Annotated in this window: 23 protein-coding genes and 2 riboswitches; of the genes, 17 read left to right on the top strand and 6 right to left on the bottom strand. The window is 63.1% G+C overall.

Annotated elements, in window-relative coordinates; genetic code table 11:
• The first annotated feature begins 143 nt into the window (after nucleotides 1-143).
• The 4 genes from FME97_RS08910 (at nucleotide 144) to FME97_RS08895 (ending at nucleotide 1,842) form a co-directional block, all read left to right on the top strand.
• The gene (locus tag FME97_RS08910) at nucleotides 144-383 is read left to right on the top strand and encodes a 2TM domain-containing protein (protein ID WP_141429110.1); all 240 of its coding nucleotides are present in this window, start codon (nucleotides 144-146) and stop codon (nucleotides 381-383) included.
• 12 nt (nucleotides 384-395) lie between these two features.
• Nucleotides 396-854: a DUF2141 domain-containing protein gene (locus FME97_RS08905; RefSeq protein ID WP_141429108.1), complete on the top strand. Its 459-nt coding sequence runs from the start codon at nucleotides 396-398 to the stop codon at nucleotides 852-854.
• Nucleotides 855-887: 33 nt separating this feature from the next.
• Nucleotides 888-1,478, top strand: a complete 591-nt coding sequence (locus FME97_RS08900; RefSeq protein WP_141429106.1) for a hypothetical protein — start codon at nucleotides 888-890, stop codon at nucleotides 1,476-1,478.
• 79 nt (nucleotides 1,479-1,557) lie between these two features.
• On the top strand, nucleotides 1,558-1,842 hold the full coding sequence (locus tag FME97_RS08895) for a winged helix-turn-helix domain-containing protein (RefSeq protein WP_141429105.1): 285 nt from the start codon (nucleotides 1,558-1,560) through the stop codon (nucleotides 1,840-1,842).
• A 5-nt stretch (nucleotides 1,843-1,847) separates the two neighbouring features.
• Here the strand turns inward: FME97_RS08895 and FME97_RS12465 are convergent, their stop codons facing one another.
• Both FME97_RS12465 and FME97_RS08885 read right to left on the bottom strand, forming a co-directional pair.
• Nucleotides 1,848-2,765, bottom strand: coding sequence for a LysO family transporter (locus FME97_RS12465; RefSeq protein ID WP_179954803.1), 918 nt, complete (start codon nucleotides 2,763-2,765; stop codon nucleotides 1,848-1,850).
• A gap of 3 nt (nucleotides 2,766-2,768) precedes the next feature.
• Entirely contained in the window at nucleotides 2,769-3,353 is a 585-nt protein-coding gene (locus FME97_RS08885) for a GNAT family N-acetyltransferase (protein ID WP_141429103.1), read from the bottom strand.
• Between the two features lie 167 nt (nucleotides 3,354-3,520).
• On the opposite strand from FME97_RS08885, the gene FME97_RS08880 reads away from it, so the two are divergent.
• The 3 genes from FME97_RS08880 to FME97_RS08870 are packed head-to-tail and all read left to right on the top strand — an operon-like array spanning nucleotide 3,521 to nucleotide 5,892.
• Nucleotides 3,521-4,405 (top strand): hypothetical protein, encoded by an 885-nt coding sequence (locus FME97_RS08880; RefSeq protein ID WP_141429100.1) that lies wholly within the window; start codon nucleotides 3,521-3,523, stop codon nucleotides 4,403-4,405.
• 13 nt (nucleotides 4,406-4,418) lie between these two features.
• On the top strand, nucleotides 4,419-5,129 hold the full coding sequence (locus FME97_RS08875; RefSeq protein ID WP_141429098.1) for a DNA alkylation repair protein: 711 nt from the start codon (nucleotides 4,419-4,421) through the stop codon (nucleotides 5,127-5,129).
• Nucleotides 5,130-5,166: 37 nt separating this feature from the next.
• On the top strand, nucleotides 5,167-5,892 hold the full coding sequence (locus tag FME97_RS08870) for a polyprenol monophosphomannose synthase (RefSeq protein ID WP_141429096.1): 726 nt from the start codon (nucleotides 5,167-5,169) through the stop codon (nucleotides 5,890-5,892).
• Nucleotides 5,893-5,902: 10 nt separating this feature from the next.
• Here FME97_RS08870 and FME97_RS08865 read toward each other — a convergent pair whose 3' ends face one another.
• Nucleotides 5,903-6,274, bottom strand: a complete 372-nt coding sequence (locus FME97_RS08865; RefSeq protein ID WP_141429095.1) for a GtrA family protein — start codon at nucleotides 6,272-6,274, stop codon at nucleotides 5,903-5,905.
• A gap of 74 nt (nucleotides 6,275-6,348) precedes the next feature.
• Nucleotides 6,349-8,103 (bottom strand): ArnT family glycosyltransferase, encoded by a 1,755-nt coding sequence (locus FME97_RS08860; RefSeq protein ID WP_232522861.1) that lies wholly within the window; start codon nucleotides 8,101-8,103, stop codon nucleotides 6,349-6,351.
• Between the two features lie 18 nt (nucleotides 8,104-8,121).
• Nucleotides 8,122-8,333, top strand: a riboswitch (cobalamin riboswitch).
• A gap of 118 nt (nucleotides 8,334-8,451) precedes the next feature.
• Here FME97_RS08860 and FME97_RS08855 point away from each other — a divergent pair.
• The 4 genes from FME97_RS08855 to FME97_RS08840 are packed head-to-tail and all read left to right on the top strand — an operon-like array spanning nucleotide 8,452 to nucleotide 13,501.
• Nucleotides 8,452-9,519, top strand: coding sequence for a DUF5074 domain-containing protein (locus FME97_RS08855; protein ID WP_141429093.1), 1,068 nt, complete (start codon nucleotides 8,452-8,454; stop codon nucleotides 9,517-9,519).
• A 14-nt stretch (nucleotides 9,520-9,533) separates the two neighbouring features.
• On the top strand, nucleotides 9,534-11,630 hold the full coding sequence (locus tag FME97_RS08850; RefSeq protein WP_141429091.1) for a TonB-dependent receptor: 2,097 nt from the start codon (nucleotides 9,534-9,536) through the stop codon (nucleotides 11,628-11,630).
• On the top strand, nucleotides 11,627-12,778 hold the full coding sequence (locus tag FME97_RS08845; protein ID WP_141429090.1) for an ABC transporter substrate-binding protein: 1,152 nt from the start codon (nucleotides 11,627-11,629) through the stop codon (nucleotides 12,776-12,778). The genes FME97_RS08850 and FME97_RS08845 overlap by 4 nt, the downstream gene beginning before the upstream one ends.
• 12 nt (nucleotides 12,779-12,790) lie before the next feature.
• Nucleotides 12,791-13,501 carry an adenine nucleotide alpha hydrolase gene (locus tag FME97_RS08840; RefSeq protein WP_141429088.1) on the top strand — a complete coding sequence of 237 codons (711 nt, stop codon included), beginning with the start codon at nucleotides 12,791-12,793 and terminating at the stop codon, nucleotides 13,499-13,501.
• 11 nt (nucleotides 13,502-13,512) lie between these two features.
• Here FME97_RS08840 and FME97_RS08835 read toward each other — a convergent pair whose 3' ends face one another.
• Together FME97_RS08835 and FME97_RS08830 are read right to left on the bottom strand one after the other, a co-directional pair.
• Nucleotides 13,513-14,049: a cob(I)yrinic acid a,c-diamide adenosyltransferase gene (locus tag FME97_RS08835; protein WP_141429086.1), complete on the bottom strand. Its 537-nt coding sequence runs from the start codon at nucleotides 14,047-14,049 to the stop codon at nucleotides 13,513-13,515.
• On the bottom strand, nucleotides 14,046-14,417 hold the full coding sequence (locus tag FME97_RS08830) for a hypothetical protein (protein ID WP_141429084.1): 372 nt from the start codon (nucleotides 14,415-14,417) through the stop codon (nucleotides 14,046-14,048). Before FME97_RS08830 ends, FME97_RS08835 begins: the two co-directional genes overlap by 4 nt.
• Before the next feature lie 435 nt (nucleotides 14,418-14,852).
• Nucleotides 14,853-15,049, bottom strand: a riboswitch (cobalamin riboswitch).
• Between the two features lie 86 nt (nucleotides 15,050-15,135).
• On the opposite strand from FME97_RS08830, the gene FME97_RS08825 reads away from it, so the two are divergent.
• From FME97_RS08825 to FME97_RS08800, 6 genes are all read left to right on the top strand, one after another.
• Nucleotides 15,136-15,708: a DUF2284 domain-containing protein gene (locus tag FME97_RS08825; protein ID WP_141429082.1), complete on the top strand. Its 573-nt coding sequence runs from the start codon at nucleotides 15,136-15,138 to the stop codon at nucleotides 15,706-15,708.
• A gap of 301 nt (nucleotides 15,709-16,009) precedes the next feature.
• A complete protein-coding gene (locus tag FME97_RS08820) occupies nucleotides 16,010-17,362 on the top strand; it encodes a TrpB-like pyridoxal phosphate-dependent enzyme (protein ID WP_141429080.1) in 1,353 nt (450 codons plus the stop codon).
• A 698-nt stretch (nucleotides 17,363-18,060) separates the two neighbouring features.
• Nucleotides 18,061-21,393, top strand: coding sequence for a SusC/RagA family TonB-linked outer membrane protein (locus FME97_RS08815; RefSeq protein ID WP_141429077.1), 3,333 nt, complete (start codon nucleotides 18,061-18,063; stop codon nucleotides 21,391-21,393).
• Between the two features lie 20 nt (nucleotides 21,394-21,413).
• The gene (locus FME97_RS08810; protein WP_141429076.1) at nucleotides 21,414-23,099 is read left to right on the top strand and encodes a RagB/SusD family nutrient uptake outer membrane protein; all 1,686 of its coding nucleotides are present in this window, start codon (nucleotides 21,414-21,416) and stop codon (nucleotides 23,097-23,099) included.
• A gap of 19 nt (nucleotides 23,100-23,118) precedes the next feature.
• Entirely contained in the window at nucleotides 23,119-24,021 is a 903-nt protein-coding gene (locus FME97_RS08805; protein ID WP_141429073.1) for a zinc-binding metallopeptidase, read from the top strand.
• A gap of 20 nt (nucleotides 24,022-24,041) precedes the next feature.
• Nucleotides 24,042-25,385 (top strand): DUF4302 domain-containing protein, encoded by a 1,344-nt coding sequence (locus FME97_RS08800; protein WP_141429071.1) that lies wholly within the window; start codon nucleotides 24,042-24,044, stop codon nucleotides 25,383-25,385.
• Nucleotides 25,386-25,424 lie beyond the last annotated feature (39 nt).

Here is a 25,424-nt window from a genome sequence, read left to right as displayed (position 1 = left end):
GTTTCTCCAAGTCGGATTTCCTCTTTATTAATCACGGTATCGCTTTTTTCCGACGATTTCCTCCTCGAAAATTTGGTTTATATTATAAACTACTTTATATTTGCAATACAGCTCGAAACCAACGGCCACGAATTCTCAGGAAAATGGAAAACACATCGGAAAAAAACCGCGACACGACCGCAAAGCGCCGGATTTTCACCCGCACGTTCACCCGCAGTATCGTCCACTACGCCGTGACCTGCGCATTTCTCGCCGTAATCAACTACCGGACATCGCCCCAATACTGGTGGGTCGCATGGGTCGCGGCCGGATGGGGCCTCAATCTCCTGCTGTCGCTCATCTGGCGTCTGACGGACGAAGACGACACCTGCGAAACCCGCTAAAACGATAGAACCATGAAAACGATCATCGCATCGGCCGCCCTGCTGCTCTGCGCAACGGCCTCCACCCGGAATCTGAAAATCACGGTATCCGACCTGCGCTCCGACAAAGGCCGCATCCTATGGTATATCCACGGCGACGCACGCCCCCGGCAAGGTATGGAAAAGCCCAAATCGGGAAGCGTCGCTTTCAGCGCGGAAGACTTCACGGCCGATTCGGTCACCCTCTACCTCTTCCACGACGAAAACGGCAACTACCGGCTCGACAGGCGCGACGACGGCAAGCCGGCCGAAGGGTGCTGCACCCGCGCCATCGTCCTCTCCGCCGAAAAGAACGAAATCCGGGTCCGGCTGCGCTACGAATTTCCGGAAGAACCGGCGGGAGAGGCCGCGGAAACACCGGCCCGTGCAAAGATCCCGGCGGCAACGTCGCCGGCCGGAACGCCCGACGAACTGGACCGCGGATCGGAATAAATTCATACCTTTGCAATGGAAAGACACACGAACATGGAAGAGAAGAGACTCGATGCGGCCGAAAGCCTGGCGCTGATCGGACGCATGATCGAAAACACCCGCAACGACATGGAACGCAACGCCGGGAGGCCGTTCCTCGTATGGGGATACGTCACCCTGCTGACGACGCTGCTCGTCTGGGGCACGGTCGTACAGACCGGCGAGCCGCGGTGGAATCTCCTCTGGCTGCTGATTCCCCTGCTGGGCGGCACGCTTACGTACTTCACGCGCGGCAAGCGGACCGAAGGGAGGGTCCACACCTTCGTAGATCGCGTACTCGGCAGCGTATGGCTCGTGGCCGGTCTCACGGCCTCGTTCCTCAGCCTCGTCGCGCTGTTCACGCCGATCCGGCTGCCGATCCTGTTCGTCATCCTGCTCACGATGGGCATGGGAACGGCCGCGACGGGGCTGATCCTGCGCTTCCGGCCCGCCGCATGCTGCGGCGCGGCGGCCATCCTGCTCGCCCCGGGCATGCTGATCGTGCACAACGACTGGCAGCCGGCGCTCTTCGCCGCGGGATTCCTCGCCATGATGATCGTCCCGGGACACATCCTCAATTACCGCTCGAACCACCCCAAAAAGTGACCGGCATGGAGGAAAACGACAAGAATCTCCGAGAAAAGGAGGCATCGGAACCCATCGTCCGCATCTTCGACCGCAAGTCATGTTCAAGGAACTGAATCCCCTGCTGCACTCGGAGCTGCGGCTGGCCGTCATGTCGATACTCATAGGGGTCGAGAGCGCCGACTTCGTCTTCATACGCCGCCAGACGGGAGCCACGGCAGGCAATCTCTCCGTGCAGCTCGACAAACTCGCCAAAGCGGGGTACATAGCCATCGAGAAGACATTCCGGGGCAGGATGCCCTGCACCGTCTGCCGCATCACCGATGCCGGCCGCGACGCCTTCGCCGAATACGTCGAGGCGCTCAGGAGCTACATCGGCCGATAGCCCCGTCAGAGGGTACAGAAGAAAGTCACCAGAAACGGTACGCTGAAATCCAGCACGCAGCCGTGGAAAATCGACACCACGGCATAGGGCGCACCCGCCGCACGGGTGATGACGGGCAACGTCGTGTCGAAGGTCGTGGCCCCGCCGATCGACACGGCGGCCAGCGGTCCGGCCCGCCGCGCCACGAGCGGTGCGGCGAGCAGCGTGAAGATTTCGCGCATGACGTTGCACAGCAGCGCGACGGTCGCCAGCTCGGGTCCCCGGAGGTCGGCGATGAAGATGCTCGACAGCGAGTAGTAGCCGAATCCCGCCCCGACGGCCAGCGAATCGGTCAGCGACCAGGGTATGAACGGCGCGGCGAGTGCGGCTCCCGCGAGCGTTCCCGCGGCCGTGGCCGCGGGCAGCAGCGCCAGCCGGGGATCGAGCCGCCGCACGCGGGAGGCGAGCGTGGCATCGTGTCCCAGCGTCGTGCCCACGAAGAACATCAACGCGTAGAGCACCAGCACGCTGACCTGCGACTCCGCAGGATCGAACGGTGCGAACAGCCCGACGAGACACCCCGCAGCGAAGAAGGCCACGATCACCAGGCTGCCTTTCAAAGCCGACCAAAGCGACGAAGGAGACTTCTCCGCCGGCCCGCCGGCAGTCTCGGAAGGCTGCGTCCGCAGTCGGATACGGCGCCACAAGAGCCACGAGGCGGCGACGCTGCCCGCGACCGAGCAGCCGAAAAGGACGAAGGCCGCGACGCCGAGCGTCGCCAATCCCCCCACGACGGCGGGATCGCCTCCCACTTCGACACCGAGAAGGAACAGCAGCAGCCAGATGACCGCCGTAATGAGACGCGGCAGAAAGGCGAGGCGCCGGCCGCGCAGCAGGCGTCCTGTCAGGATACCGCACAGAATGACGGCGAAAACGGTGAGCATGGATTATCGTTCGTCCGAGGCGGAGGATTTCGGTTTTTCCATCTGCCGGCCGGCTTCGGAGAGAAGGCCGGCCGCCTGTTCCCCGGCCTCCTCCGCCAGTTCGTTCCCCGCCGTCCCGACGGCGATCTTTCCGGTCTGCCCCAGCACCTGCCCCGTCGTCCTGCGGACGAAGACCGAAGTCTCCGCCTCTTCGAATCCGACCTTGCGATAGAGCGCCCGGGCCGCCCGGCGCGCAGGACGCGAAGTGAGCATCACGCGTTCGACGCCCTCACGTGCGGCACGTTCCAGAGCGGCGCGCACGAGGGCCTCTCCCACGCCCGCCCCGCGGGCCGAGGCATCGACCACGACATCCTCGATCCAGCCCTTGCGGCCCGAGGGCACGTCGTACCACACGAGCGTCAGCGCCCCGACCGCCGCACCGTCCCGCCAGGCCGCGAACATCGCCGCCGAAGGCGAGCGCACGATCCGCTCCAGCGCAGCCGCCGAGGGGGCCTCCAGCCCCGCAGAGAGCTGCGGCATCAGCGCCGCGAAGGCATCGAGCAGCGGAGGCGTCGTCTCCCGAACCTCCCGAATGCAGAAATCCGCCATAATTCCGATATTTGTGCAAAGGTAACCTTTTTTCCCGGGCAACAGGGACGGCAATCGCGGAAAAAAGCGTATTTTTGCCCCGGCGGGGCGAAAGCGCCCGCGAGAACCGGATTCCGGCGGAGCGTCCGCGCACGCCGGGACGAAACGCACCATAAAAAGACAAGAGCATGGGAAAATACGCCTGCCTGCTTCTGCTGGCCGCAGCGGCGGCCGCCTGCAACACGAGCGAGAAGACCTCGACCGTCGAGGTCGAGGAACCGGCCTCCGCCGTCACGGAGTACACTCCCGCACCGGGACAGTTCATCAACAGCACCGACGCCGGATTCGGCGACCGGACGATCACGACGCCCGAAGAGGCCGTCGCATACGCCGAAGAGCGGCTCTCCCGGGGACTCTACGTCTCGCTGGGCGGCTGGGGCGGATATATCGTCGCCGAATTCGACGAACCGGTCGCTAACACGGGCGGATACGACCTCTATGTGACGGGCAACGCCTTCGACGGCTCCTCGGAGCCGGGAGTCGTCTGGGTCGCCGTGCGGGAGAACGGCGCACCGGGCACATGGTACCGGCTGCGCGGCAGCGAGGACGACAACGACGAAACGATCTACGACTACGAAGCGACCTACGCCCCGTCGGACGAGGAGGGCATCGCGGCCGAATGGCACGACAACCGCGACGGAAAGGGAACCATAGACCGCATCGGCGTGCACTCCCAGGCAAGCTATGTTCCGGCATGGGTTCCGTCGCTCACCTACCGCGGCATCCGGCTGCCCGACAACGTGACCTTCGACGAGGCCGCCAACAAATACATCATGACCGCCTTCGGATGGGGCTATGCCGACAACTGGTCCGCGACCGACCGCACGGGAGCGAAGAACCGCTTCCGGATCGCCGACGCCGTGGATGCGGACGGGCAACCGGCCGACCTGCCGCAGATCGACTACGTGAAGGTGCAGACGGGCATAAACGCCAAGGCCGGAAACGGCGTGGGCGAAATTTCGACCGAGGTGTGCGGCATCGGCTGCTACCGCACCGTCACCCGCCGCGAATGACCCGCGCCGCACGATGACCGTCCGCGAACAACTGCTCGAAATGGCCGAACCCCGCTACCGGGAGTTCATCTCGCCGCTGATGCCGGGCGAGAAGCACGTCATCGGCATCCGCATCCCGCAACTGCGGCGGATCGCCCGGGAAATCGCCCGCGGGGAGTGGCGCGCCTACCTCGACACGGCCGAAGGGTTCTACTTCGAGGAGCGGCTGCTGCAAGGGCTCGTCATCGCCTGCGCGAAATGCACGCCGGAGGAGAAGCTGCGCCACGTCGCGCGCTTCGTGCCGAAGATCGACAACTGGGCCGTATGCGACTGTTTCTGCTGGCGTCTGAAAGCGGCCGAACGCGAACCGATGTGGCGTTTCATCCGGCCCTATTTCCGCTCCGGAGCGGAGTACGACATACGGTTCGCCGTCGTCATGGCGCTGGGCAATTTCGCGGATGCGGAACATATCGGGCAGTTGCTCGGACTGCTGGGCGCCGTCCGCCACGAAGGGTACTACGCCCGGATGGGCGTGGCGTGGGCCGTGTCGGTCTGCTTCGTGAAATGCCCCGAAATCACCCGCCGGTGGCTGGAGCGGGACTGCCCGCTCGACGACTGGACGTTCAACAGGTCGCTGCGGAAAATCGCGGAGTCCTACCGGGTGAGCGATGCGGACAAAAAGGCGCTCCGACGGCTCAAACGTGCCGGAAAAAGCAGGGCGGAGAGGGGTGGAATGGCAAAATAATCGTATATTTGCCCCCGAAACCAAAACCGTCCCGCCCATGCGCAAGCTCGTAATCATTCCGACCTACAACGAAAAGGAGAATATCTCGGCGATGATCTCGAAGGTCTTCTCGCTCGAGGAAGCGTTCGAAATGCTCGTCATCGACGACGGGTCGCCCGACGGCACGGCCGCCATCGTCCGGGAACGCCAGCAGGAGTTCCCCGGGAGGCTCCACCTCCTGGAACGCTCCGGAAAACAGGGGCTCGGCACGGCCTACCTCACGGGATTCCGCTGGGGACTCGAACACGGATTCGACTACATTTGCGAAATGGACTGCGACTTCTCGCACAATCCCGACGATCTGGTGCGCCTCTCCCGCACGGCGGCCGAAGGGTACGACGTGGTGGTGGGTTCGCGCTACGTGCAGGGCGTGAACGTGGTGAACTGGCCGATGTCGCGTCTGCTGATGTCCTACTTCGCCTCGGTTTACGTGCGTCTGGTGACGCGCATGCCGTTGCGCGACGCCACGGCGGGCTTCGTCTGCTACTCGCGCCGCGCACTGGAGACGATGGACCTCGACGCGGTGCGCATGAAGGGGTACGGATTCCAGATCGAAATGAAATACACGGCCTGGAGGCTGGGGCTGAAACTCAAGGAGGTCTCGATCATCTTCGTCGAACGCCGCGAGGGCGTATCGAAGATGTCGGGCGGCATCTTCCGCGAAGCCTTCTTCGGCGTGCTGGGACTGCCGCTGCGGAAGATACGGAGAAAAGCCGCCCGCTGAACGCCCGCCCCTACAGGAACGTGAAGAAGTAGTTCATGAAGAAGTTCCAGAAGGTCACCACGCCCGTAGCGAAGAGTTTGGCGAGGTAGAAATTCAGACGGAAACGATTGTGTAGCAGATAGATCGTAGCGTTGTTGATCGCCAGGCCCACGGCCGCGATGCCCAGGAAACGCAGGTACTGCCCCGCGATGTCGGGATTCTCGTTGTGAAACGTCCAGAGACGGTTCAGGACATAGTTGGTCGTCGAGGCGCAAAGGAATCCCAGCGAATTGGCCGCATACTTGTTCAGGCGAAGCCACTCCTTGCAAAGATAGGTGATTCCGAAGTCCACGAAGAGACCGGAACCTCCCACGACGCAGAATTTCAAAAACTGTTCGATCATAACTGACTGACTCTCTCACCGGACGGCACACCGCCCGCCGTTCTCATATTGTCGTCCCTCCCGGGGGACGGGTTTCATTCTTTACCGGATTCCGCCGCCGCGACCTCCGTCCGGACGGGTTTTCCGTTGAACCAGTTGGTATAGCCCTCGCGGCACAGGGCGAAGCCCGCCTCGAACTGCGCGCCGGAGAGCCGCTGCGGCACGGGGAAGATCACCTCGTGCGACACCTCGCCGCCGGCCGGAATCGTGAAACGGTCCTCCAGCGGGAACTCCTCGACGCGGAAGCGGCCGTGCTTCCAGAGCATCGACAGCCGCACGCCCTGCGGCTCCATGCCCACACGGATCGCATAATCGTAAGGATTCGAAAAGCACAGCCGGAGCCGCAGCGTATCGCCCGCAGCGACGCGCCGGGGCATTCCTCCGATCGTGACGCCGACCTTGCGCACGGGGCGGAAATCCGGATCGACGAACCACGTGAAGCTGCGCCCGTTCGCCAGCCGGACGGTCCGCACGCGTCCGGTCGTGTCGGCTATCCCGGGGGGGGGACACTCGACGAGCACTTCGCGGCCCGCGAAACGCGAGTCGTCGTCGCGGAACTGCCATTGGTGCGTACGATAGCGGATATTGGGCTGGCAATAGGCTTCGCCGCCCGTATAGAAAGCGTATTTGGCCGCGACGGCGTAGCCGTGGCGGAAAACGACCGGACGGCCCTGCGCCTCGGCGGCGATGGCGCCGTAGCTCTCGGAATTGTCGAAGACCTCGAAACGGAGTCCCAGCGGATTGAAGATCATCTCGACACGCACGGCGGCGACGAGCAGCAGGGTCGCACCGCCGGCTGCCATCGCGTACCGCCGCGTGCGGGGATGGCGGCGGACATAGGCGAAGGCGACATAGATCAGTCCGAAGACCGAGACGATCACCCACTGCGGCTGCACGTAGCCGCGCAGCGACGAGAGGAGGAAAAAGCCGATGAAGGCCGCGGGCAGCAGTTTCAGCGCCCGGCCGACGGCCGACTGCGGCCGCGTCTTCCGCCATGCCTGCACGTAGATCGGCACGAGGAAGGGATTGAAAACCACCAGCATGTTGGCGAGGAACTCGACGACGTAGCCCGGACGGAAAACCGAGTTGCGCGCCGAGAGGTGGTAGATGAACGAAGCCCAGTCGTGGTGGTACTGCCACACGAGGTGCGGCACGAGCAGCACGGCGGCGACCGCTCCCGAAGCGTAGAGCGCCGGGCGGGCGAAGAGCCGCGGATTGGCCGCCAGGGCGAAGAGCAGCACCAGGGCGCCGTGGTATTTGCTGTAAGCCATCAGCGCGATCGCCGCACCCATCCAGAGCCATGCGAGGCGGCGGCCCTCCGAGAAGTTCCGGAACGTCCACAGGAAAACCGCCGACGAAGCCAGCAGCGGCCCGTCGGGCACGGCGATAAAGCCGTAGAGCTGCAACAGGAGCGTCGAGGCCGAAAGCATGACGAACAGCGTCGCATCGCGCCGCACGGCATCCGCCGGACGGACGAGCCTCCACAACGCCCAGAGATAGAGCGGCTGCAACACGGTAAAGAAGAACCGCACGCCCAGCTCGCCGCCGAAGAGCCGCTCCCCGAGCCACACGAGCAGCGCCGTCACGGGCGGATGGTCGAAATAGCCCCATGCGAGCCGCTGGGCGAACATGTGGTAATAGGCCTCGTCGTTGGCCAGCTCCGTGCAGCCCGCCTCGATCAGGTTGGCGCACCACCACACCCCGAGCCACAGGGCAACGAGCCCGTCGGCCCCGAGCGAGGCGAACGATCTTTTGAGCGACTCCTTCATATCGGACCGCAAAGGTAGCAAAATATTCCGAATTTTTCCCTACCTTTGCGGTCGCAAGGTTTTCGCGCCGGCCGTTCTCCGCGGCGCGGATGAAAAGGGAATCCGGTGAGAATCCGGAGCAGTGCTCGCTGCTGTAAGTCCCCTCCCCTGCGGGGAGAAACTGTTTTGCCGCACTCTTTGCCACTGGGACAGACCGGGAAGGCGCGGCGGACGGGACGAGTCAGAAGACCTGCCTTGCCGTACGGATTTGCACCCGCGGGTTTCGGGTCGGAATCGGATCGTCGGAGCGCACCGTTCTCCGGTCTCCCCTCCCTACCGTCCCGCCGCCCCGCCGGCGCGCCGCCGTACCGAACGAACGGTTTGCGGAACATGAAACGGATCATACGATACACACTCCCGGCCGCAGGCTGCCTCATGCTGCTCACGGGCTGCATGAAGTGGGACTACGGCACGACGGAGGAGTTCTCGGCCTCGGGGCGGGGACTGTTCGTCACCAACGAGGGAAATTTCCAGTACGGCAACGCCACGCTCTCCTATTACGACCCCAAGACCAAACGGGTGGAGAACGAGGTTTTCTTCCGCGCCAACGGCTTCAAGCTGGGCGACGTGGCGCAGTCGATGACCGTCCGCGACGGCGTGGGCTGGATCGTGGTGAACAATTCGCACGTCATCTTCGCCATCGACATCGACACCTTCCGGGAGGTGGGACGCATCACGGACCTCACCTCGCCGCGCTACATCCACTTCCTTTCGGACGAAAAGGCCTACGTGACGCAGATCTGGGACAACCGCATCTTCATCGTCAATCCCAAACGCTACGAGATCACGGGCTACATCGAGTGCCCCGGAATGACGATGGAATCGGGCTCCACGGAGCAGATGGTGCAGTACGGCAAGTACGTCTATGTCAATTGCTGGTCGTACCAGAACCGCATCCTGAAGATCGACACCGAGACCGACGAGGTGGTGGACGAACTGACGGTCGGCATCCAGCCCACGTCGCTCGTGATGGACAAGAACCACAAGTTGTGGACGATCACCGACGGCGGCTACGAAGGGTCGCCCTACGGCTACGAAGCCCCGTCGCTCTACCGCATCGACGCGGCGACGTTCGAGGTCGAGAAGCAGTTCCGGTTCAAGCTGGGCGACTGGCCCTCGGAGGTGCAGCTCAACGGAACGCGCGACACGCTCTACTGGATCAACAGGGACATCTGGCGGATGCAGGTGGAGGAGGAGCGCGTGCCGGTGCGCCCCTTCATCGAGTACCGCGACACGAAATACTACGGACTGACGGTCGATCCGCACAACGGCGACGTCTATGTGGCCGACGCCATCGACTACCAGCAGCAGGGTATCGTCTATCGCTATACGGCCGAGGGCGAACAGATCGACCGGTTCTATGTGGGAATCATCCCCGGCGCATTCTGCTGGAAATAACGGATACAGGAAGTATGAGAAAGACGACGGTTCGGATAGTCGCGGCGCTGCTGTTTCCGGCGGCGCTCCATGCCCAGGGCGGCGCGCAGCCGCCGCAGGAGGCCGCCGCGGAGGCCCGGCCCGAGCGGAACATAGCCATCCGCGAGGTTCCGATCTGGGGCCGGCGGCCGATGAAGGAGATCGGCGTCGAACGGACGACGTTCGACTCGGTGACACTCAAGGAGAACATCGCCCTGTCGATCGCCGACGTGCTGACGTTCAACTCCCCGCTCTTCGTCAAGCAGTACGGCCGGGCGACGCTCTCGACGGTCTCGTTCCGCGGCACAGGACCCTCGCATACGCAGGTGACGTGGAACGGAATGCGCATCAACAACCCGATGCTCGGCATGACCGACTTCTCGATGATCCCGTCGTATTTCATCGACGACGCCTCGCTGCTGCACGGCACGTCGTCGGTCAATGAGGCGGGCGGGGCGCTGGGCGGCGTGGTGAAGCTCTCGACCGCACCGGCCGCCGCCGACGGATTCGGCCTGCAATACATCCAGGGAATCGGCATGTACCGCACCTTCGACGAGTTCCTGCGTCTCACGTGGGGCGACGAGCACTGGCAGGTATCGACCCGAGCCGTTTACCAGTCCTCGCGGAACGACTACAAATACCGCAACCGCGACAAGAAGGAGAACATCTACGACGAGGAGATGAACATCGTCGGGTCGTACTATCCGGTGGAGCGGAACAAGAGCGGCGCGTTCGACGACGTGCACGTGCTGCAGGAGATCTATTACAACACCGGCCGCGGCGACCGCTTCGGACTGAATGCCTGGTACATCAACTCGAACCGCGAACTGCCGCTGCTGACGACCGACTACGCCGACGACACCCGGTTCGAGAACCGCCAGCGGGAGCACACGCTCCGCAGCGTCCTCTCGTGGGACCGCCTGCGCCGCGACTGGAAGGTCGGCGCGAAGGCCGGATACATCCATACATGGATGGCCTACGACTACCGCCGCGACCCGGGCAACGGCATCATGACCTCCATGACCCGCTCCCGAAGCAGGATCGACACCTTCTACGGGCAGGCGGCGGGAGAATACGCCGTGGGAGACGAGTGGCTCTTCACGGCCGACATCGCGCTGCACCAGCACTTCGTCCGGAGCGCCGACAAGAACATCGTCCTGCAGCAGGGCGACAAGGCGATCGTGGGCTACGACCAGGGGCGCGTCGAGATCGACGCCGCCGTGTCGGCCAAATGGCGGCCCGCGGAGCGGCTCGGCCTGTCGGCCGTCCTGCGCGAACAGCTCTACGGCACGAAATGGGCCACGGTTCCGGCCCTCTTCGCCGACTACCTGCTCTCGAAGCGCGGCAACGTCGTGGCGAAAGCCTCCGTGTCGCGCAACTTCCGCTTCCCGACGCTGAACGACCTCTACTTCCTGCCGGGCGGGAATCCCGACCTGAAGAACGAAACCGGCGTCCAGTACGAAGCCGGGCTGTCGTTCGCCGTGGGACGCGACGCGATCTACACGCTCTCGGGCTCGGCCTCGTGGTACGACCAGCGGATCGACGACTGGATTCTCTGGCTGCCGACCACCAAAGGATTCTTCTCGCCGGTGAACATCAAGGAGGTGCACGCCTACGGCGTGGAGGTGCGGGCCGACCTGTCCGTCATGCTGGCCCGCGGACTGAAGCTCGACCTCGACGGGACCTTCTCGTGGTCCCCGTCGATCAACGTAGGCGAACCGATGAGCCCGGCCGATCAGTCCGTGGGCAAGCAGCTTCCCTACGAACCGGAGTTCTCGGGCACGGCGACCGGACGCCTCGCATGGCGCTCGTGGGGGCTGCTCTGGCAGTTCTGCTATTACAGCGAACGCTACACCATGTCGAGCAACGACATCACGCTCACCGGACGGCTCACGCCCTACGTGATGAACAACCTCTCGCTCGAGAAGGGCTTCGCGTTCCGCCGGGCCGACCTTTCGCTCAAGGCGACGATCAACAACCTCTTCAACGAGGAGTACCTCTCCGTCCTCTCGCGTCCCATGCCCCGCATGAACTGCGAATTCTTCATCAACGTCAAACCCAAATGGGGAAAGAAAAACCGAACCGCGAAATGATACGACCGCTCCGCCGCTTCACGCTCTGCGCCGCCGCGCTGCTTCTGGCCGCCTGCGGCGCCCGTCCGGGGACCTCGCTCGAGGAGTTCCGCACGACCGTCTACCGCCCCGCCTACGCCGCAGGATTCGAAATCGTCGGGGCCGAGGGCCTGCAAAGCACGATCCTACGGACCCGGACCCCGTGGCAGGGGGCCGCCGAAGGGACCGCCACGGCGCTCTTCATCGCCCGCAACGGGGAGACTCCCCCTGCGGGATTCGACGGACAGACCGTCGAGGCCGGGGCGCAGCGCATCGTCTGCATGTCCTCGACCCACGTGGCGATGCTCGACGCCGTGGGGGCCGCACCGCGCATCGTCGGCGTCTCGGGCCGGGAGAGCATCGCCAACGGATACGTCGCCGCGCACCCCGACAGGGTCGGCGACGTGGGCTACGACGGCAACATGGACTACGAACGGCTCCTGTCGCTGCGTCCCGACCTGGTGCTGCTGTTCGGCGTGAACGGCGCCAGCCCGATGGAACCCAAGCTGCGCGAGCTGGGCATCCCGTTCTGCTATATCGGGGAGTATCTGGAGGAGTCGCCGCTCGGCAAGGCCGAGTGGCTCGTGGCCGTGGCGGAGACGATCGACCGGCGCGAGGAGGGCGAACGGGCGTTCGCCCCCATCCCGGAGCGGTACGAGGCGCTGAAGGCGAAGGTCGCGGAGTCCGCCGCCAGACCGAAGGTGATGATCAACACCCCCTACGGCGATTCGTGGTTCATGGCCTCGGCCGAAAGCTACGTCGCACGCCTCATCGCCGATGCCGGAGGGGATTACATCTACAGGGAGAACACGTCGAACCGCTCGCTGCCCATCGACCTCGAGAAGGCTTACCTGCTGGCCTCCGGAGCCGACGTATGGATCAATGCCGGCAGTTTCCGGACGCTCGCGGAATTCCGCGCACGGCTGCCGAAATTCGCCGGCGTTCCCTGCGTCCGCCGGGGCGAGATCTACAACTGCGACCGGCGCACGAACGCCGCCGGAGGCAACGACTACTGGGAATCGGGCGTCGTGCGGCCCGACGTGGTGCTGCACGACCTGATCGCCGTATTCCATCCCGAAGCGCTCGATGCCGCCGACCGGGAGATGCATTATTATCGGAAACTCGAATAACTCCCGACCGAAATGACCAGACACAAGGCCGTCTTCAACTGGAGCGGCGGCAAGGACTCGGCGCACGCCCTCTGGCGGGCGATACGGTCGGAGCGCTACGAAATCGTCGCGCTGCTGACCACCGTCAATCGCTCGACGCTCCGTTCGACGATGCACGGCATCCCGACGGAGCTGCTCCGGGCGCAGGCCGACCGCATCGGCATTCCGCTCCACACGGTCGATCTCACGCCGAAGGGCGACATGGAGGACTATTCGGCGGCGATGGACCGCGCCGTGCGCCGTTACCGCGAAGAGGGCGTGACGCACTTCATCTTCGGCGACATCTTCCTGCACGACGTGCGCCGCTACCGCGAGGAGCGGCTCGCCCCTGCGGGCATCGAGGTCGTCGAACCGCTCTGGGGCGAGAGTTCGGAGCAGGTCATGCGCGGTTTCCTCTCGTCGGGACTCAGGACCGTCGTCGTGACGACGATGGCCGACGGGCTGGGAGCCGAAGCCATCGGCCGGGAGATCGACGCCGCCTTCGTCGCTTCGCTGCCCGCAGGGACCGACCCCAACGGCGAGAACGGCGAATACCACACCTTCTGCTACGACGGCCCGATCTTCCGCGAAGCCGTCCCGTTCTGGCTCGGAAAGCCTTTCGCACAGAGCTACGACATCCGCCTCGACGACGGATCGGTACGCACCTACGGCTACTGGTTCGCCGACCTCCAGGCGGCCGAATGACGGCGGGGAGGTCAGCGGTCGATGCCGTCGCGCGAAAGGACGCCCTGCGCATAGTAGTGCTTCACCTCGCGCATCTCGGTCACCAGATCGGCCGCGGCGATCAGCTCCTGCGGGGCATAGCGCCCCGTCAGCACCGCTTCGGTCTGCGGCGCCCGGGCGGCGAGCGCCTCCAGCACTTCGCCGACGGACAGCAGGCCGCAGTCGAGGGCGATGGACACCTCGTCGAGGACGACCACCCCGTACTCCCCGCCGGAAAGCGCTTCGGCACACCGCCTCAGCCCCTCCCGGGCCAGCTCCGCATCGACCGCCTCCGGCTGCCGGCCGATGAAACAGCCGCGGCCGAACCGCTCGATGCGCACGCGCCCCCATGCGGAGTCCGTACCGTCGAACAGCCGTGCGATCTTCGTCTCGTTGTAAGCCATCGACTTGACGAACTGCCCGATATACACGTTCTTCCCGGCACACAAGGCACGCACGGCAAGGCCGAAGGCCGCCGTGGTCTTCCCCTTTCCGTCGCCCGTATAGACATGGACCTGCCCCCGCGTCATGGCTCCACCCCTTCGTGCGCGCAGACGAGTCCCAGGCGGGTCTCGACGATGCGGGTCAGTTCGTACTCCAATGCCTCCTCCCCGGCTTCGCCGCTCACGGAGAAGAACCTCCCGGGCTGCGAGCAGTAGTGCACGGCGCTGAAATCGTCGGCGCAGGAGACCACGACGGCATCGACCGACGCCCCGTACCGCGCCATACGTCCGAAGAAGTCCAGCCGCTCCCCGTCGGTGCGCAGAAGCGGCTGCAACAGCATCTTCCGCCCGCCGCCCGCGACAAACTCCCCGAACGAACGGCAGAGTCCGAACCCGTACCGCCCGGCCAGACGCCGGACCTCCTCTTCGGGAATTCCATAGAAAACGATCTTCATAATCATCGCATTTAAAAAAAGGCGCGGCGACCAATCTCCCGAACCGATCCGTTATGGCAGTAACGCGTCCGTTTTCCCCCGCCGCGCCTTTTCGGGTTCATCCGAAGCCAGTACCAAAAGCTGCGCCGCCTGCACCCGGATGGACCCGGCCAGCGTGCAGACCGTGGCACGGTCCTCCCACGTTCCGTCGGAGGCTGTCCGCCCGGTCGGACAGGCCCGTGCCGGCGGATCGAAACACCCGGACAGCACGCCGATCGGCGAGCAGCAGTCGGGCCGGCAGCGGCAGGACGGCGGCCGGCGCTCCGCAGGCGATCCGGACATAACCGCCCGAAACGGGCATCGGCACGACCCGCGGCCGACGGTCCGAAGACCGAACGAAACACATACGAATGTCAATTCTTCGCCGAAACCGGAGGCCTAACCCACGAGAGCGACCGGCATCGAATCGATCTGGCAGGTCTTCTGACTCGCTCCCGTCCCGACGCCTTCCCGACCCCTCGCGGGTCAGTGGCCGAAGATATTCGGAACTCACGGAGCATCACAGCAGCGGGACTGTCCGGGATTTGCACCCGATTCCCTTTTCATTCCGTCCTCCGCAGGAGGAGCGGAACACCAGATCCGGAGACAAAGATAGCGGTTTCCCGCGAAAAAGGCAAAAGGCAGGAAAATAATTTTCGCTCCGCGCACCGATGCCCGCGGAAACGACTAATTTTGCCGCATGAACGCATCCGTCCGCTATACGGCCGAGGAATTCGCCGTCGAGCTTCCCGCCGCCGAATACGCCGCCCGCTTCCGCGACGCGGAACGCATCGCCGCCTATTGCCGCCGATGCCCCAACTACGGCCGCAGCTGGGGCTGCCCGCCCTTCGCGAAGGACCCCGCGGAGGAGTGGCTGCGGTACGGCACGGCGCTGCTCGTCGCCGCGAAGATCACGCCCCGCGAAGAGGGACTCCCCCTCGCCGAGGCCGGGAGGCTGCTCCGCCCCGAGCGCATCCAGATCGAAAGGAGGCTCCTCGCGCTGGAGCGCCGCTACGGCGGACGGGCATTCTCCTACGTCGGAAGCTGCCTCTACTGCCCCGAAGGAAGCTGCACCCGGCCGGAAGGGCTCCCCTGCCGCCATCCCGACCGGGTGAGGCCGTCGCTCGAAGCGTGCGGATTCGACATCGGCCGCACGACCTCCGAACTGTTCGGCATCGAACTGAAATGGGGCGCGGAGGGAAAGCTGCCCGAATACCTGACGCTCGTATGCGGTCTTTTCCACGACGCCGGGCATGTCGCGTGGAAGGAGTGACGGCCACCTATATATAATGCCGCACGGCGCAACCGGAATCGCCGGGAAACCCTTTTCGGAGAAAACAGCGAAAATCCTGCCGGAAAATTTGCATTTCCGGAACCGATTCCCTATATTTGCGAAAACATGATCCGAAATCTGAACATACAGGCCTGGTGGTGGCGCTCATTGACTCTCGTGAACAATGAGTGCGGTCCGGCGTATGTATAGGTCAGCAGGAATCCCGAGCCACAAGCCCGTTGTTTACGAAAGTGAACAGCGGGCTTTTCTTTTGCACAAAACCCTTAAAAATCCACGATAAATGAAAACGAAGAAATTCTGCCTGACCGAGCGTCAGATGCCCGCCCAATGGTACAACATCGTAGCCGACATGCCCAACCGGCCGCTGCCGCCGCTGCACCCCGTCACCCGGGAACCCGTCACCCGGGAGCAACTGTCGGCCGTTTTCGCCGAGGAGCTGATCGAACAGGAAATGTCCGTCGAACGGTTCATCGACATTCCCGAGGAGGTACAGGAGATCTACCGCATCTGGAGGCCGACGCCGCTGGTACGCGCCACCGGACTGGAGAAGGCGCTCGACACGCCGGCGAAAATCTACTTCAAGAACGAGAGCGTCTCGCCCGCCGGCTCGCACAAGCCCAACACGGCCGTACCGCAGGCCTACTACAACTACAAGCAGGGCATCCGCCGCCTCACGACCGAGACGGGCGCCGGACAATGGGGTTCGGCCATCGCCTTCGCGGGACGGCACTTCGGCATCGACGTCGAGGTTTACATGGTCCGCGTGAGCTACGACCAGAAACCCTACCGGCGGCTGATGATGCAGACCTGGGGCGCGCAGTGCTTCCCCTCGCCCTCGGACCGCACCGCCTCGGGCCGCGCCGCGCTGGCGAAGGACCCGGCCTGCTCGGGCAGCCTCGGACTGGCGATCTCGGAGGCCGTGGAGATGGCGCTGCAACACCCCGAAGACACGCGCTACTGCCTGGGCAGCGTACTGAACCACGTACTGCTGCACCAGACCGTCATCGGACAGGAAGCCGTCGCGCAGATGGAGATGGCCGATGCCGAGCCGGACGTGGTGATCGGCTGCTTCGGCGGCGGCAGCAACTTCGCAGGGCTGGCCTTCCCGTTTCTGAGAAAGAGGCTGACCGGCGGCAACCCGGTCCGCGTCGTGGCCGTCGAACCCGCCAGTTGCCCGAAACTCACGCGGGGAGCCTTCCGGTACGACTTCGGCGACGTGGCGGGATATACCCCCCTGATCCCGATGTACACGCTGGGGCACGACTTCCAGCCTTCGGACATCCACGCCGGCGGACTGCGCTACCACGGTGCGGGAGCCATCGTCAGCCAGTTGCTCAAGGACGGGTTCGTCGAAGCCTGCGCCATTCCGCAGACCGAGACGCTCGGCGCCGGCATCCTGTTCGCCAAGACCGAAGGCATCATCCCCGCGCCGGAATCGACGCACGCCATCGCCGCCGCCGTCCGCGAGGCCCTGCAAGCCCGGGAGGAGGGGCGCGAGAAGACCATCCTCTTCAACCTCTCGGGCAACGGCGTGATCGACCTCTATGCCTACGAACAATACCTCTCCGGTGCGCTGAAGGACTATACCCCGACCGATGCGGAGATACGCCGTTCGCTGGACCGGATCGCCTGACAGGGGAAAGGCCGTGAAACGGGAGGGAAATGCCCCGTTTCACGGTCCTGCACCCTCCTGCGCAGGGTTTCCGCTTACAATCCGGAATCACATAGGAAACAGAGCCATCCGTTTTTCTGCTAAAAAATTAAAAAATATTATGAATTTCGAAAAATCTTTTATATCTTGCATCCAGTTAATTCAATGCAAAATTTCAGATCGTCGTATTTTTAACAAGAATAGACTAATAACCGCAACTTAGAAACGAAATACGGATTACAACCCGACGCTTTTCGCACCGAAAACAATACCAAACCGTAACATACGCCTACCGAACCTCCCCCGAAACGCACCCGCAAACCCGAACGCATGTCACGACGCCAGCCGATAATCCCCTGCCTCACCGGACGGACCACCCGCCCGGCGGGAGCCGCTGCGGAAGCCGCCGGACCGAGAAGGGGGGGGGAACTTTCAAACACGGACTCCGGTAAGGTTCTCCGGCGTTCCATATCCACGGAACGCATTTTCTATCAGACGCTTAACAATGTATGGACGCTGATCCCCGTGCCCCAGAAGGACTCGGAGGCAGCCTTCGTTGCGCCCGTATCATACCGTCAAGTCTGGCATCCGCTCCGGATGTCAGGCTTTTTTGTGCGCCCGGGCCCCTGAAAACCGCGAACTCCCTACCCTCATCAATTATTAACCCAACACATTATGAAATGAAAAAAACACTACTCCTGTTTCTGTTTTTTTGTGCGGGCTTCGCAGCAGCCGTCGCCCAGACAAGACTCTCCGGCGTAGTCAGGGATGCCGAGAACGGCAAACCGCTGGATTTCGTGAGCGTGGCCGTCAAGGGCACGACCGTCGGCATAGCGACCGACGCACAAGGCAAATTCGCACTCGCCCTGCCCGCAGGCGCGACGACGCTGGTGGTCAGCTACGTGGGCTACGACACGCAGGAGGTGGAGATCAAGGGGCGCCGGCACATCGACGTCTCCCTTCAGAAATCCTCCCTCAAAATGGACGCGGTCGTCGTGACCGGATTCCAGGACATCAAGAAGCAAACCTTCACCGGATCGTCCGTCAAACTCAAGACCGAGGACCTGAACATGGCCGGCGTGACGGACGTGAGCCGCATGCTCGAAGGCAAGGTGGCGGGCGTCTCGGTGCAGAACGTCTCGGGAACGTTCGGCGCGGCCCCCAAAGTCCGCATCCGCGGCGTCACGTCGATCAACGGCGACAACAAGCCGCTGTGGGTAGTGGACGGCATGGTGCTCGAGGACGTCGTGGACATCTCCAACGACCAGCTTTCGAGCGGCGACCCCACCACGCTGCTCGGCTCCTCGGTGGCGGGCATCAACGCTTCGGACATCGAGACCTTCGACATCCTGAAGGACGCCGCCGCAACGGCGCTCTACGGCGCCCGCGCCATGAACGGCGTGATCGTCATCACCACCAAGCGGGGAAAACAGGGAGCCCCGATCATCACCTACAACGGCAACTTCACGCTGCGGACCAAGCCCCGTTATTCGCAGTACAACATCATGAACTCCTACGACCAGATGTCGGTCTTCTCCGAAATGGAGCGCAAGGGGCTGCTCGGACCCGACATCGTGAACTCCGCGAACTCGGGCGTTTACGGCATCATGTACAACCAGATCAACGCCTACAACGCCAGCAGCGGCAAATTCGGGCTGGAGAACACGCGGCAGGCGCGCCACGACTTCCTGATGAAGTACGCCAGGGCCAACACCGACTGGTTCGACAAGCTGTTCACCTACAACCTCATGCACGAGCACTCGCTCAGCATCTCGTCCGGCTCCGAGAAGTCGCGCACCTACGCCTCGATCGGCTTCCTGGGCGACAACGGCTGGAGCATCGCGGACAAGGTGAACCGCTACACGGTCAATTTCCGCAACGATTTCGACGTCAGCAGCAAAATCCGCACGTCGGTTCAGGTCGTGGGATCGCTGCGCCAGCAGGACGCCCCCGGTTCGTTCACCCGCCAGTCCGACGTGGTGACGGGCAGCTTCTCGCGCGACTTCGACATCAACCCCTTCAGCTACGCGCTCAACACCAGCCGCGCCCTGCGCCCCTACGACGACGAGGGCAACCTGGAGTACATCACGATGAACTACGCCCCGTTCAACATCCTCTCGGAGCTGCGCAACAACCAGCTCCACCTGACGGTGGCCGACGTGAAGTTGCAGGGCGAGCTGAACTACACGATCGTCCCGGGACTGCGCTACAACTTCACCGGGGCGCTGCGCTACGTGCAGACCACGCAGGAGCATGAAATCACCGAGCACGCCAACGCCGCCAACGCCTACCGCGCGGCGGGCAACTCGACCATCCGCAGCCTCAACCCGTTCCTCTACCGCGACCCGAACGACCTCTCGGCCGAACCGGTCGTCGTGCTCCCCTACGGCGGCTTCTACAACACGGCCACCAACAAGATGCTCAACTACGTCGTCCGCAACTCGCTCAGCTACACAAAGGTTTGGGATACGGACCGCACGCACGAGCTGAGCGTGCTGGGCGGCATGGAAATCCGCTCCACCGACCGGCGCGTCAATTCCACGACCGGATACGGCTACCAGTACGACGGCGGCGGCGTGGTGTCGCTCGATCCCAAACTGATGGAGATGCTCGTTTACCGGCAGTCGCCCTACTACATGATGGAGGACACCTACGAGCGCAATGCGGCCTTCTACGCCAACGCCGACTACACGTTCGACCGCCGCTACTCGATCTCGGCCTCGGCGCGTTACGACGGTTCGAACCAGTTAGGACGCGGCGCCGCGAAGCGGTGGCTGCCCACATGGACCTTCGCCGGGAAGTGGATCATCTCCAACGAAGCCTTCATGGAGAACGCCTCGCGCATCGTCGATTTCATGAGCCTGCGCGCCAGCTACGGACTGACGGCCAACATCCCGCCTTCGGCCTCGAACGCCATGGCGCTCTACTACAACCAGGAGCTCTACCGGCCCGGAAACGCCGAGGTGGGCATCACGCTGGCCGACTTGCAGAACACCGAGCTGACGTGGGAGAAGAACTACCAGCTCAACGTGGGCTTCGACCTGACGCTGTTCGGCGGACGGCTCGACTTCAACGTGGATTACTTCAACCGGCAGGGTTTCGACCTGATCTCGCAGATCAAGGTGGCGGGTATCGGCGGTTTCATGTGGAAGAACGCGAATTACGCCGATCTCGACTCGCAGGGCGTGGACATCACGCTCGGCGGCAAGATGATAAGCACCAAGGACTGGACCTGGTCGGCGCACTTCACCTTCGGCTATTCGAAGAACATCATCCGCAACGCCAAGAACAGTCCGGAGGTGTTCGAGCTCGTCCGCCAGGAAGGAGGCAACAAGAACAACTACCCGGTGAACAGCCTCTTCTCGATTCCCTTCGCGGGACTGAATCCCGAGACGGGCATCCCCATGTTCTACAACGAGAAGGGCGAGATCGGATACGACTGCTACATGCAGGGCATCGAGACCGACTTCCTGAAGTACGAGGGGCAGATCGACCCCAAATACACGGGCGGACTGAACACCACGCTGCGCTGGAAGAGTCTTTCGATGAACCTCTTCTTCACGTTCCAGGCGGGCAACGTCATCCGGCTCAACCCGGTGTTCAGCTCCAGCTACAGCGACATCACGGCTCTCCCGAACGAGTTCAAGGACCGCTGGATCATGAGCGGCGACGAGCAGCGCACCGACATCCCGGCCATCGCCGACAACCTCATGCAGAAGCTCTACCTCTCGAGCGCCTACCCGTACAACAACTATAACTACTCGTCGGCGCGCGTGGCCAAGGGAGACTTCATCCGCCTCAAATCGCTCTCGATCAACTACGAGCTGCCCTCGGCGCTCGTCCGCAAGAGCCGCGTGTTCAAGCGCGCCGCCGTGCGGCTGACAGCCAAGGACCTCTGGCTGATGTACTCGGACAAGGCCCTCAACGGTCAGGACCCCGAGTTCTTCAACACGGGCGGCGTGGCCATGCCCGTCCAGACGCAGTTCGTGCTCTCGCTCGATTTAGGTTTCTAACATAAAGTACGCAAGCAATCATGAAAAGAATCATCGAAATATTCCTCGTAACGCTGGGCCTGGCGCTGTCGGCGGGATGCAGCGAGTTCCTGGACACCGTGCCCGACAACCGCACCACCATCGACACGCCGAAAAAGATCAGCCAACTGCTCGCCACGGCCTACCCCGACCGAACCTACATGACACTCATCGAGCACCGCTGCGACGGATACACCGATTTCGGCAGCACCTTCCAGGGAATGCAGCCCGACGCGGCGTTCGACAACGTCGTGAGCGCCTTCCTCTGGGACGAGTTCACCCGCTCGGAATCGGGCAACGACACCAACGAGCAGTACTGGACCTCGGCCTACAACGCCATCGCCGTGGCCAACCACGCGCTCGAAGCCATCGAACAACTGCCCGATCCCGGTGCGGCCTCCTTGCAGAAGGGCGAAGCGCTGCTGGCCCGCGCCTACGCGCACTTCTGCCTGCTGACCCTCTTCGCCGACTTTTTCGACACGAACAACCTCGCGGCCAATCCGGGCATCCCCTATGTAACCGAACCGGAGACGGTCGTCATCAAGCATTACGACCGCGAAACGGCCGCCCAGACGCTCGAACACGTCCTGAAGGACCTCGAGGAGGGAATGCAGCTCGTAGGCGGCAGCAGCGACTACGACCAGCCCAAATTCCACTTCACGCGGGATGCCGCCGCAGCGCTCGGCGCCCGCATCGCTCTCTTCTCGCGCAACTACAACGACGTGATCCGTTACGCCAACATGCTGCTGCCCACGCCGACACAGCACTTCGCGCTCTCCTACACCGACGACACGCCCGTACTGAACGCCGACGGGTCGCCGGCACAGGGCGTGGACCCGAACGACGCGGCCGACCAGTTCATGCGGAGCAACCTCCACGACTGGCGCACCTATATCAAGAGCGGCAATCCCGACCAGATGGGCACGGACTTCACCAGCGCCAGCGCCAACGCCAACCTGCTCCTCACCGAGTGCGTGACGCTGGCCTACCGGGAGATGGTCGGAACGGCCTACGTCCGTCACGCGATGGAGCGCACGGCCATGGTGACGCTGCTGACCGAGAACGTCACGGGCGACCCGTGGATCTTCCAGAACGTAGCCTACCAGTGGAACGGCGGACGCACCTACTGGCTGCCGAAGTTCTACGAGGACTTCAAGATCGACAATCCCGTGGCGCAGACCGGAGTGCCCTACTCGAAGTGCGCGCTGCTGCGGCTGGAGGAGGTGCTGCTCGCCCGCGCCGAAGCCTACGCCATGCTGGGCAACTACGACGGCGCGCTGGACGATCTGAACATGTTCGCCGCCTGCCGCATAGACGATTACGCCTACGGACCGAACACCCTCTACAAGGACAAGCTGACCGACTACTACACGGCCCAGCTCAATGCTCCGGACCACTTCATCAACAGCGCCTACAACGCCGGCCGTTTCAAGGCGGGCGACGAGGGCAACGTGCAGAAGGCGCTCATCCTGACCGTACTGGACTTCCGCCGCATCGAGTTCCTCTACGAAGGCATACGCTACTGGGACGTGCTGCGCTGGAACATTCCCGTGACGCACACGACCATCGACGGCGCCACCAGCACCCTCACGCCCGACGACGACCGCCGCATCCTGCAAATCCCGCAGATCGCGACCGCCTCGGGCATTCAACTCAACGACATGGTAAACATCCCCTATCCGTGGTAATTCAAAAGCTGAAAATACGATGAAAACACTACGTCATATCCAATTCTGCCTCTTCGCGCTCCTGGCCGGAGCAGCCTTCACGGCCTGCAACGAGGAGGACCCCATCGACCCCAACGCCGACATTCCCGGCCTGGGCGGCGAAGAGACCGTCCAGACGGAGACCGACCGGTGGCTCTACGAAAACTACGTCGTGCCGTTCAACATCGACGTCGAATACAAGTGGGACGCCACGGACATGATGCCTTCGATCGACAAGCAGTTAGTGCCCGTCGATGAGGAGCTGGTCATCCCGTTCATGCAGGTGATGTACGACGTCTGGTTCTCGCCCTACGAGCAGACGGCCGGACTCGACTTCGTCAAGGAGATCACGCCCAAGAAGGTCGTGCTGGTCGGCAGTCCCGAGTACGAATTCGGAGCCATCAAGCTCGGACAGGCCGAAGGCGGCCGCAAGATTCTGCTGCTCAACGTGAACGGGTTCGACCCATCGGATGCCGCGAACGTCAAGGAATTCCTCCACACCATCGAGCACGAGTTCGCGCACATTCTGCACCAGACGGTGCTCTTCGACAAGAACTACGAAAAGATCAGCGCCGGCAACTACCTTCCCTCGGGATGGACGAGCGTCTCGGATTCGGAGGCGCGCCAACTGGGCTTCATCACCCCCTACGCCATGTCGGGCAAGGACGAGGATTTCGTGGAGATGATCTCGATGATCATGGTCTACGGCCGCGAATGGTACGAAGAGACGGTGCTGACCGAGGCCGGGACGACCGGCGCGGCCCTGTTGCAGCAGAAGGAGCAGATCGTGATCGACTACCTGAAAAACACCTGGGGCATCGAGTTCTACGACACGGCGGGCGAAAAAGGACTGGTGACCTGCGTACAGGAGGCCATCGCCCAGGTGGTCGCGGACAATCAATAACCCTATAACACGGCAGAAAGATGAAAAAACACCTCTATCGCATATTCCTGCTCCCGGTCGTGCTGCTGGCTGCGACCGCCTGCAACGACAACGACTACGAAACGACGATGGGCGACGTGGACCAGCGCCTCGACGAGGCCATCTCCTCCTACTACGGGGAGCTCTCCGCGGCCGAAAACGGCTGGATCGCCAACATTCCCACATCGAAGGGCATCTACCGGTTCTGGATGGATTTCACCGACGACAATCGCGTGACGATGTACACCGACAACCTGATGTACCCCGACTTCCGGACCACGCCCGACGAAAGCAGCTACCGCATCCAGGGGTTGCAGCGTCCGACGCTGATCTTCGACACGTACAGCTACCTGGCCATCATCAACGACCCGAACTCCGACATCAGCGGCGGCAGCGCGGAGGACAACCAGGGCCTCGAAACCGACTTCGAGTTCGAAATCGCCTCGTTCGACGGCGACACCTTCTCGCTGCTCGGCCGCCGCAACCGCGTCGAGGCCACGCTGACGAGAGCCTCGGCCGAAGAGAAGAACCTCGTGCAGCAGGGGGCGCTGATGCAGGTGCAGGAGGACCTCCAGCAATTCATCAACCGCGACGGCTACTGCTACGTCGCGCTGAGCAGCGGGAAGGTCGCCGTGGATTTCGACCTGCGTTCCGTCACGCTGAGCTACGTGCAGGGCACCAACACGGTGATCTCGGCCACCGCGTCGTCCTATGTCGATCTGAAACACAACATCGTACTGCAGGAGCCGCTCGTCATGCAGGGGTCGATCATCTCGGGATTCCTCTGGAACGACGCCACGCAAAGCTACACGGCCGTCTCCTCGCAGCAGATTCCCGTGCAGCGGCAGGACGAGGCCATCATCGGGCTCGACGCGATGCTGGGCGCCGGCAGCGGCTACAAATACTCCGCGCTGGCCGTGCGTCTGTCCATGTACGGCGGCGACACGTCGTGCGAGATCGCGCAGCAGCTCGTCAATTTCGGCAAGGAGATCTCCACCGTGTTCCGCATGACGCTGGGCGATATCTACATGCGCTTCGGCGAGCTCGAAGGCCGGCCCTATATCGACATGGAGGTGGAGTTCGGCCTCTATCAGGCGGTCTTCACGTTCGACATCCTGGAAAATCCCAACGGCACGACCAAACTGCTCCGCTACAACACGGACTACGATCCGGTGGGAAATTCCCAGACCCTGCTCGACAACGGCTGCGGACAGAAGCTCTGCGACTACCTCACGGGCAAGACCTTCCGCAAGACCTGGCTCAAGCAGTCGTTCGGAACCTACCGGATGGGCGCGCTCACGGACACGAAGGACCCGGCCAACTACATGCCCGGCGCCCTGCTCTGAGCCCCCGGCCAACGGACACATCCATTCGAAAACCCTTAA

The sequence above is a fragment of the Alistipes dispar genome (genome assembly GCF_006542685.1).
GTDB lineage: Bacteria > Bacteroidota > Bacteroidia > Bacteroidales > Rikenellaceae > Alistipes > Alistipes dispar.
This window is presented reverse-complemented; position numbering and strand designations above follow the sequence as displayed.

What these genes read in the sequence shown, in the direction of transcription:
- FME97_RS12465 (WP_179954803.1), bottom strand. Translation starts at nt 2,765, where the DNA reads ATGCTCACCGTTTTCGCCGTCATTCTGTGCGGTATCCTGACAGGACGC.
- FME97_RS08900 (WP_141429106.1), top strand. Translation starts at nt 888, where the DNA reads ATGGAAGAGAAGAGACTCGATGCGGCCGAAAGCCTGGCGCTGATCGGA.
- FME97_RS08815 (WP_141429077.1), top strand. Translation starts at nt 18,061, where the DNA reads ATGAAAAAAACACTACTCCTGTTTCTGTTTTTTTGTGCGGGCTTCGCA.
- FME97_RS08840 (WP_141429088.1), top strand. Translation starts at nt 12,791, where the DNA reads ATGACCAGACACAAGGCCGTCTTCAACTGGAGCGGCGGCAAGGACTCG.
- FME97_RS08830 (WP_141429084.1), bottom strand. Translation starts at nt 14,417, where the DNA reads ATGAAGATCGTTTTCTATGGAATTCCCGAAGAGGAGGTCCGGCGTCTG.
- FME97_RS08820 (WP_141429080.1), top strand. Translation starts at nt 16,010, where the DNA reads ATGAAAACGAAGAAATTCTGCCTGACCGAGCGTCAGATGCCCGCCCAA.
- FME97_RS08855 (WP_141429093.1), top strand. Translation starts at nt 8,452, where the DNA reads ATGAAACGGATCATACGATACACACTCCCGGCCGCAGGCTGCCTCATG.
- FME97_RS08845 (WP_141429090.1), top strand. Translation starts at nt 11,627, where the DNA reads ATGATACGACCGCTCCGCCGCTTCACGCTCTGCGCCGCCGCGCTGCTT.
- FME97_RS08880 (WP_141429100.1), top strand. Translation starts at nt 3,521, where the DNA reads ATGGGAAAATACGCCTGCCTGCTTCTGCTGGCCGCAGCGGCGGCCGCC.
- FME97_RS08805 (WP_141429073.1), top strand. Translation starts at nt 23,119, where the DNA reads ATGAAAACACTACGTCATATCCAATTCTGCCTCTTCGCGCTCCTGGCC.
- FME97_RS08895 (WP_141429105.1), top strand. Translation starts at nt 1,558, where the DNA reads ATGTTCAAGGAACTGAATCCCCTGCTGCACTCGGAGCTGCGGCTGGCC.
- FME97_RS08910 (WP_141429110.1), top strand. Translation starts at nt 144, where the DNA reads ATGGAAAACACATCGGAAAAAAACCGCGACACGACCGCAAAGCGCCGG.
- FME97_RS08905 (WP_141429108.1), top strand. Translation starts at nt 396, where the DNA reads ATGAAAACGATCATCGCATCGGCCGCCCTGCTGCTCTGCGCAACGGCC.
- FME97_RS08850 (WP_141429091.1), top strand. Translation starts at nt 9,534, where the DNA reads ATGAGAAAGACGACGGTTCGGATAGTCGCGGCGCTGCTGTTTCCGGCG.
- FME97_RS08810 (WP_141429076.1), top strand. Translation starts at nt 21,414, where the DNA reads ATGAAAAGAATCATCGAAATATTCCTCGTAACGCTGGGCCTGGCGCTG.
- FME97_RS08870 (WP_141429096.1), top strand. Translation starts at nt 5,167, where the DNA reads ATGCGCAAGCTCGTAATCATTCCGACCTACAACGAAAAGGAGAATATC.
- FME97_RS08885 (WP_141429103.1), bottom strand. Translation starts at nt 3,353, where the DNA reads ATGGCGGATTTCTGCATTCGGGAGGTTCGGGAGACGACGCCTCCGCTG.
- FME97_RS08875 (WP_141429098.1), top strand. Translation starts at nt 4,419, where the DNA reads ATGACCGTCCGCGAACAACTGCTCGAAATGGCCGAACCCCGCTACCGG.
- FME97_RS08865 (WP_141429095.1), bottom strand. Translation starts at nt 6,274, where the DNA reads ATGATCGAACAGTTTTTGAAATTCTGCGTCGTGGGAGGTTCCGGTCTC.
- FME97_RS08835 (WP_141429086.1), bottom strand. Translation starts at nt 14,049, where the DNA reads ATGACGCGGGGGCAGGTCCATGTCTATACGGGCGACGGAAAGGGGAAG.
- FME97_RS08825 (WP_141429082.1), top strand. Translation starts at nt 15,136, where the DNA reads ATGAACGCATCCGTCCGCTATACGGCCGAGGAATTCGCCGTCGAGCTT.
- FME97_RS08800 (WP_141429071.1), top strand. Translation starts at nt 24,042, where the DNA reads ATGAAAAAACACCTCTATCGCATATTCCTGCTCCCGGTCGTGCTGCTG.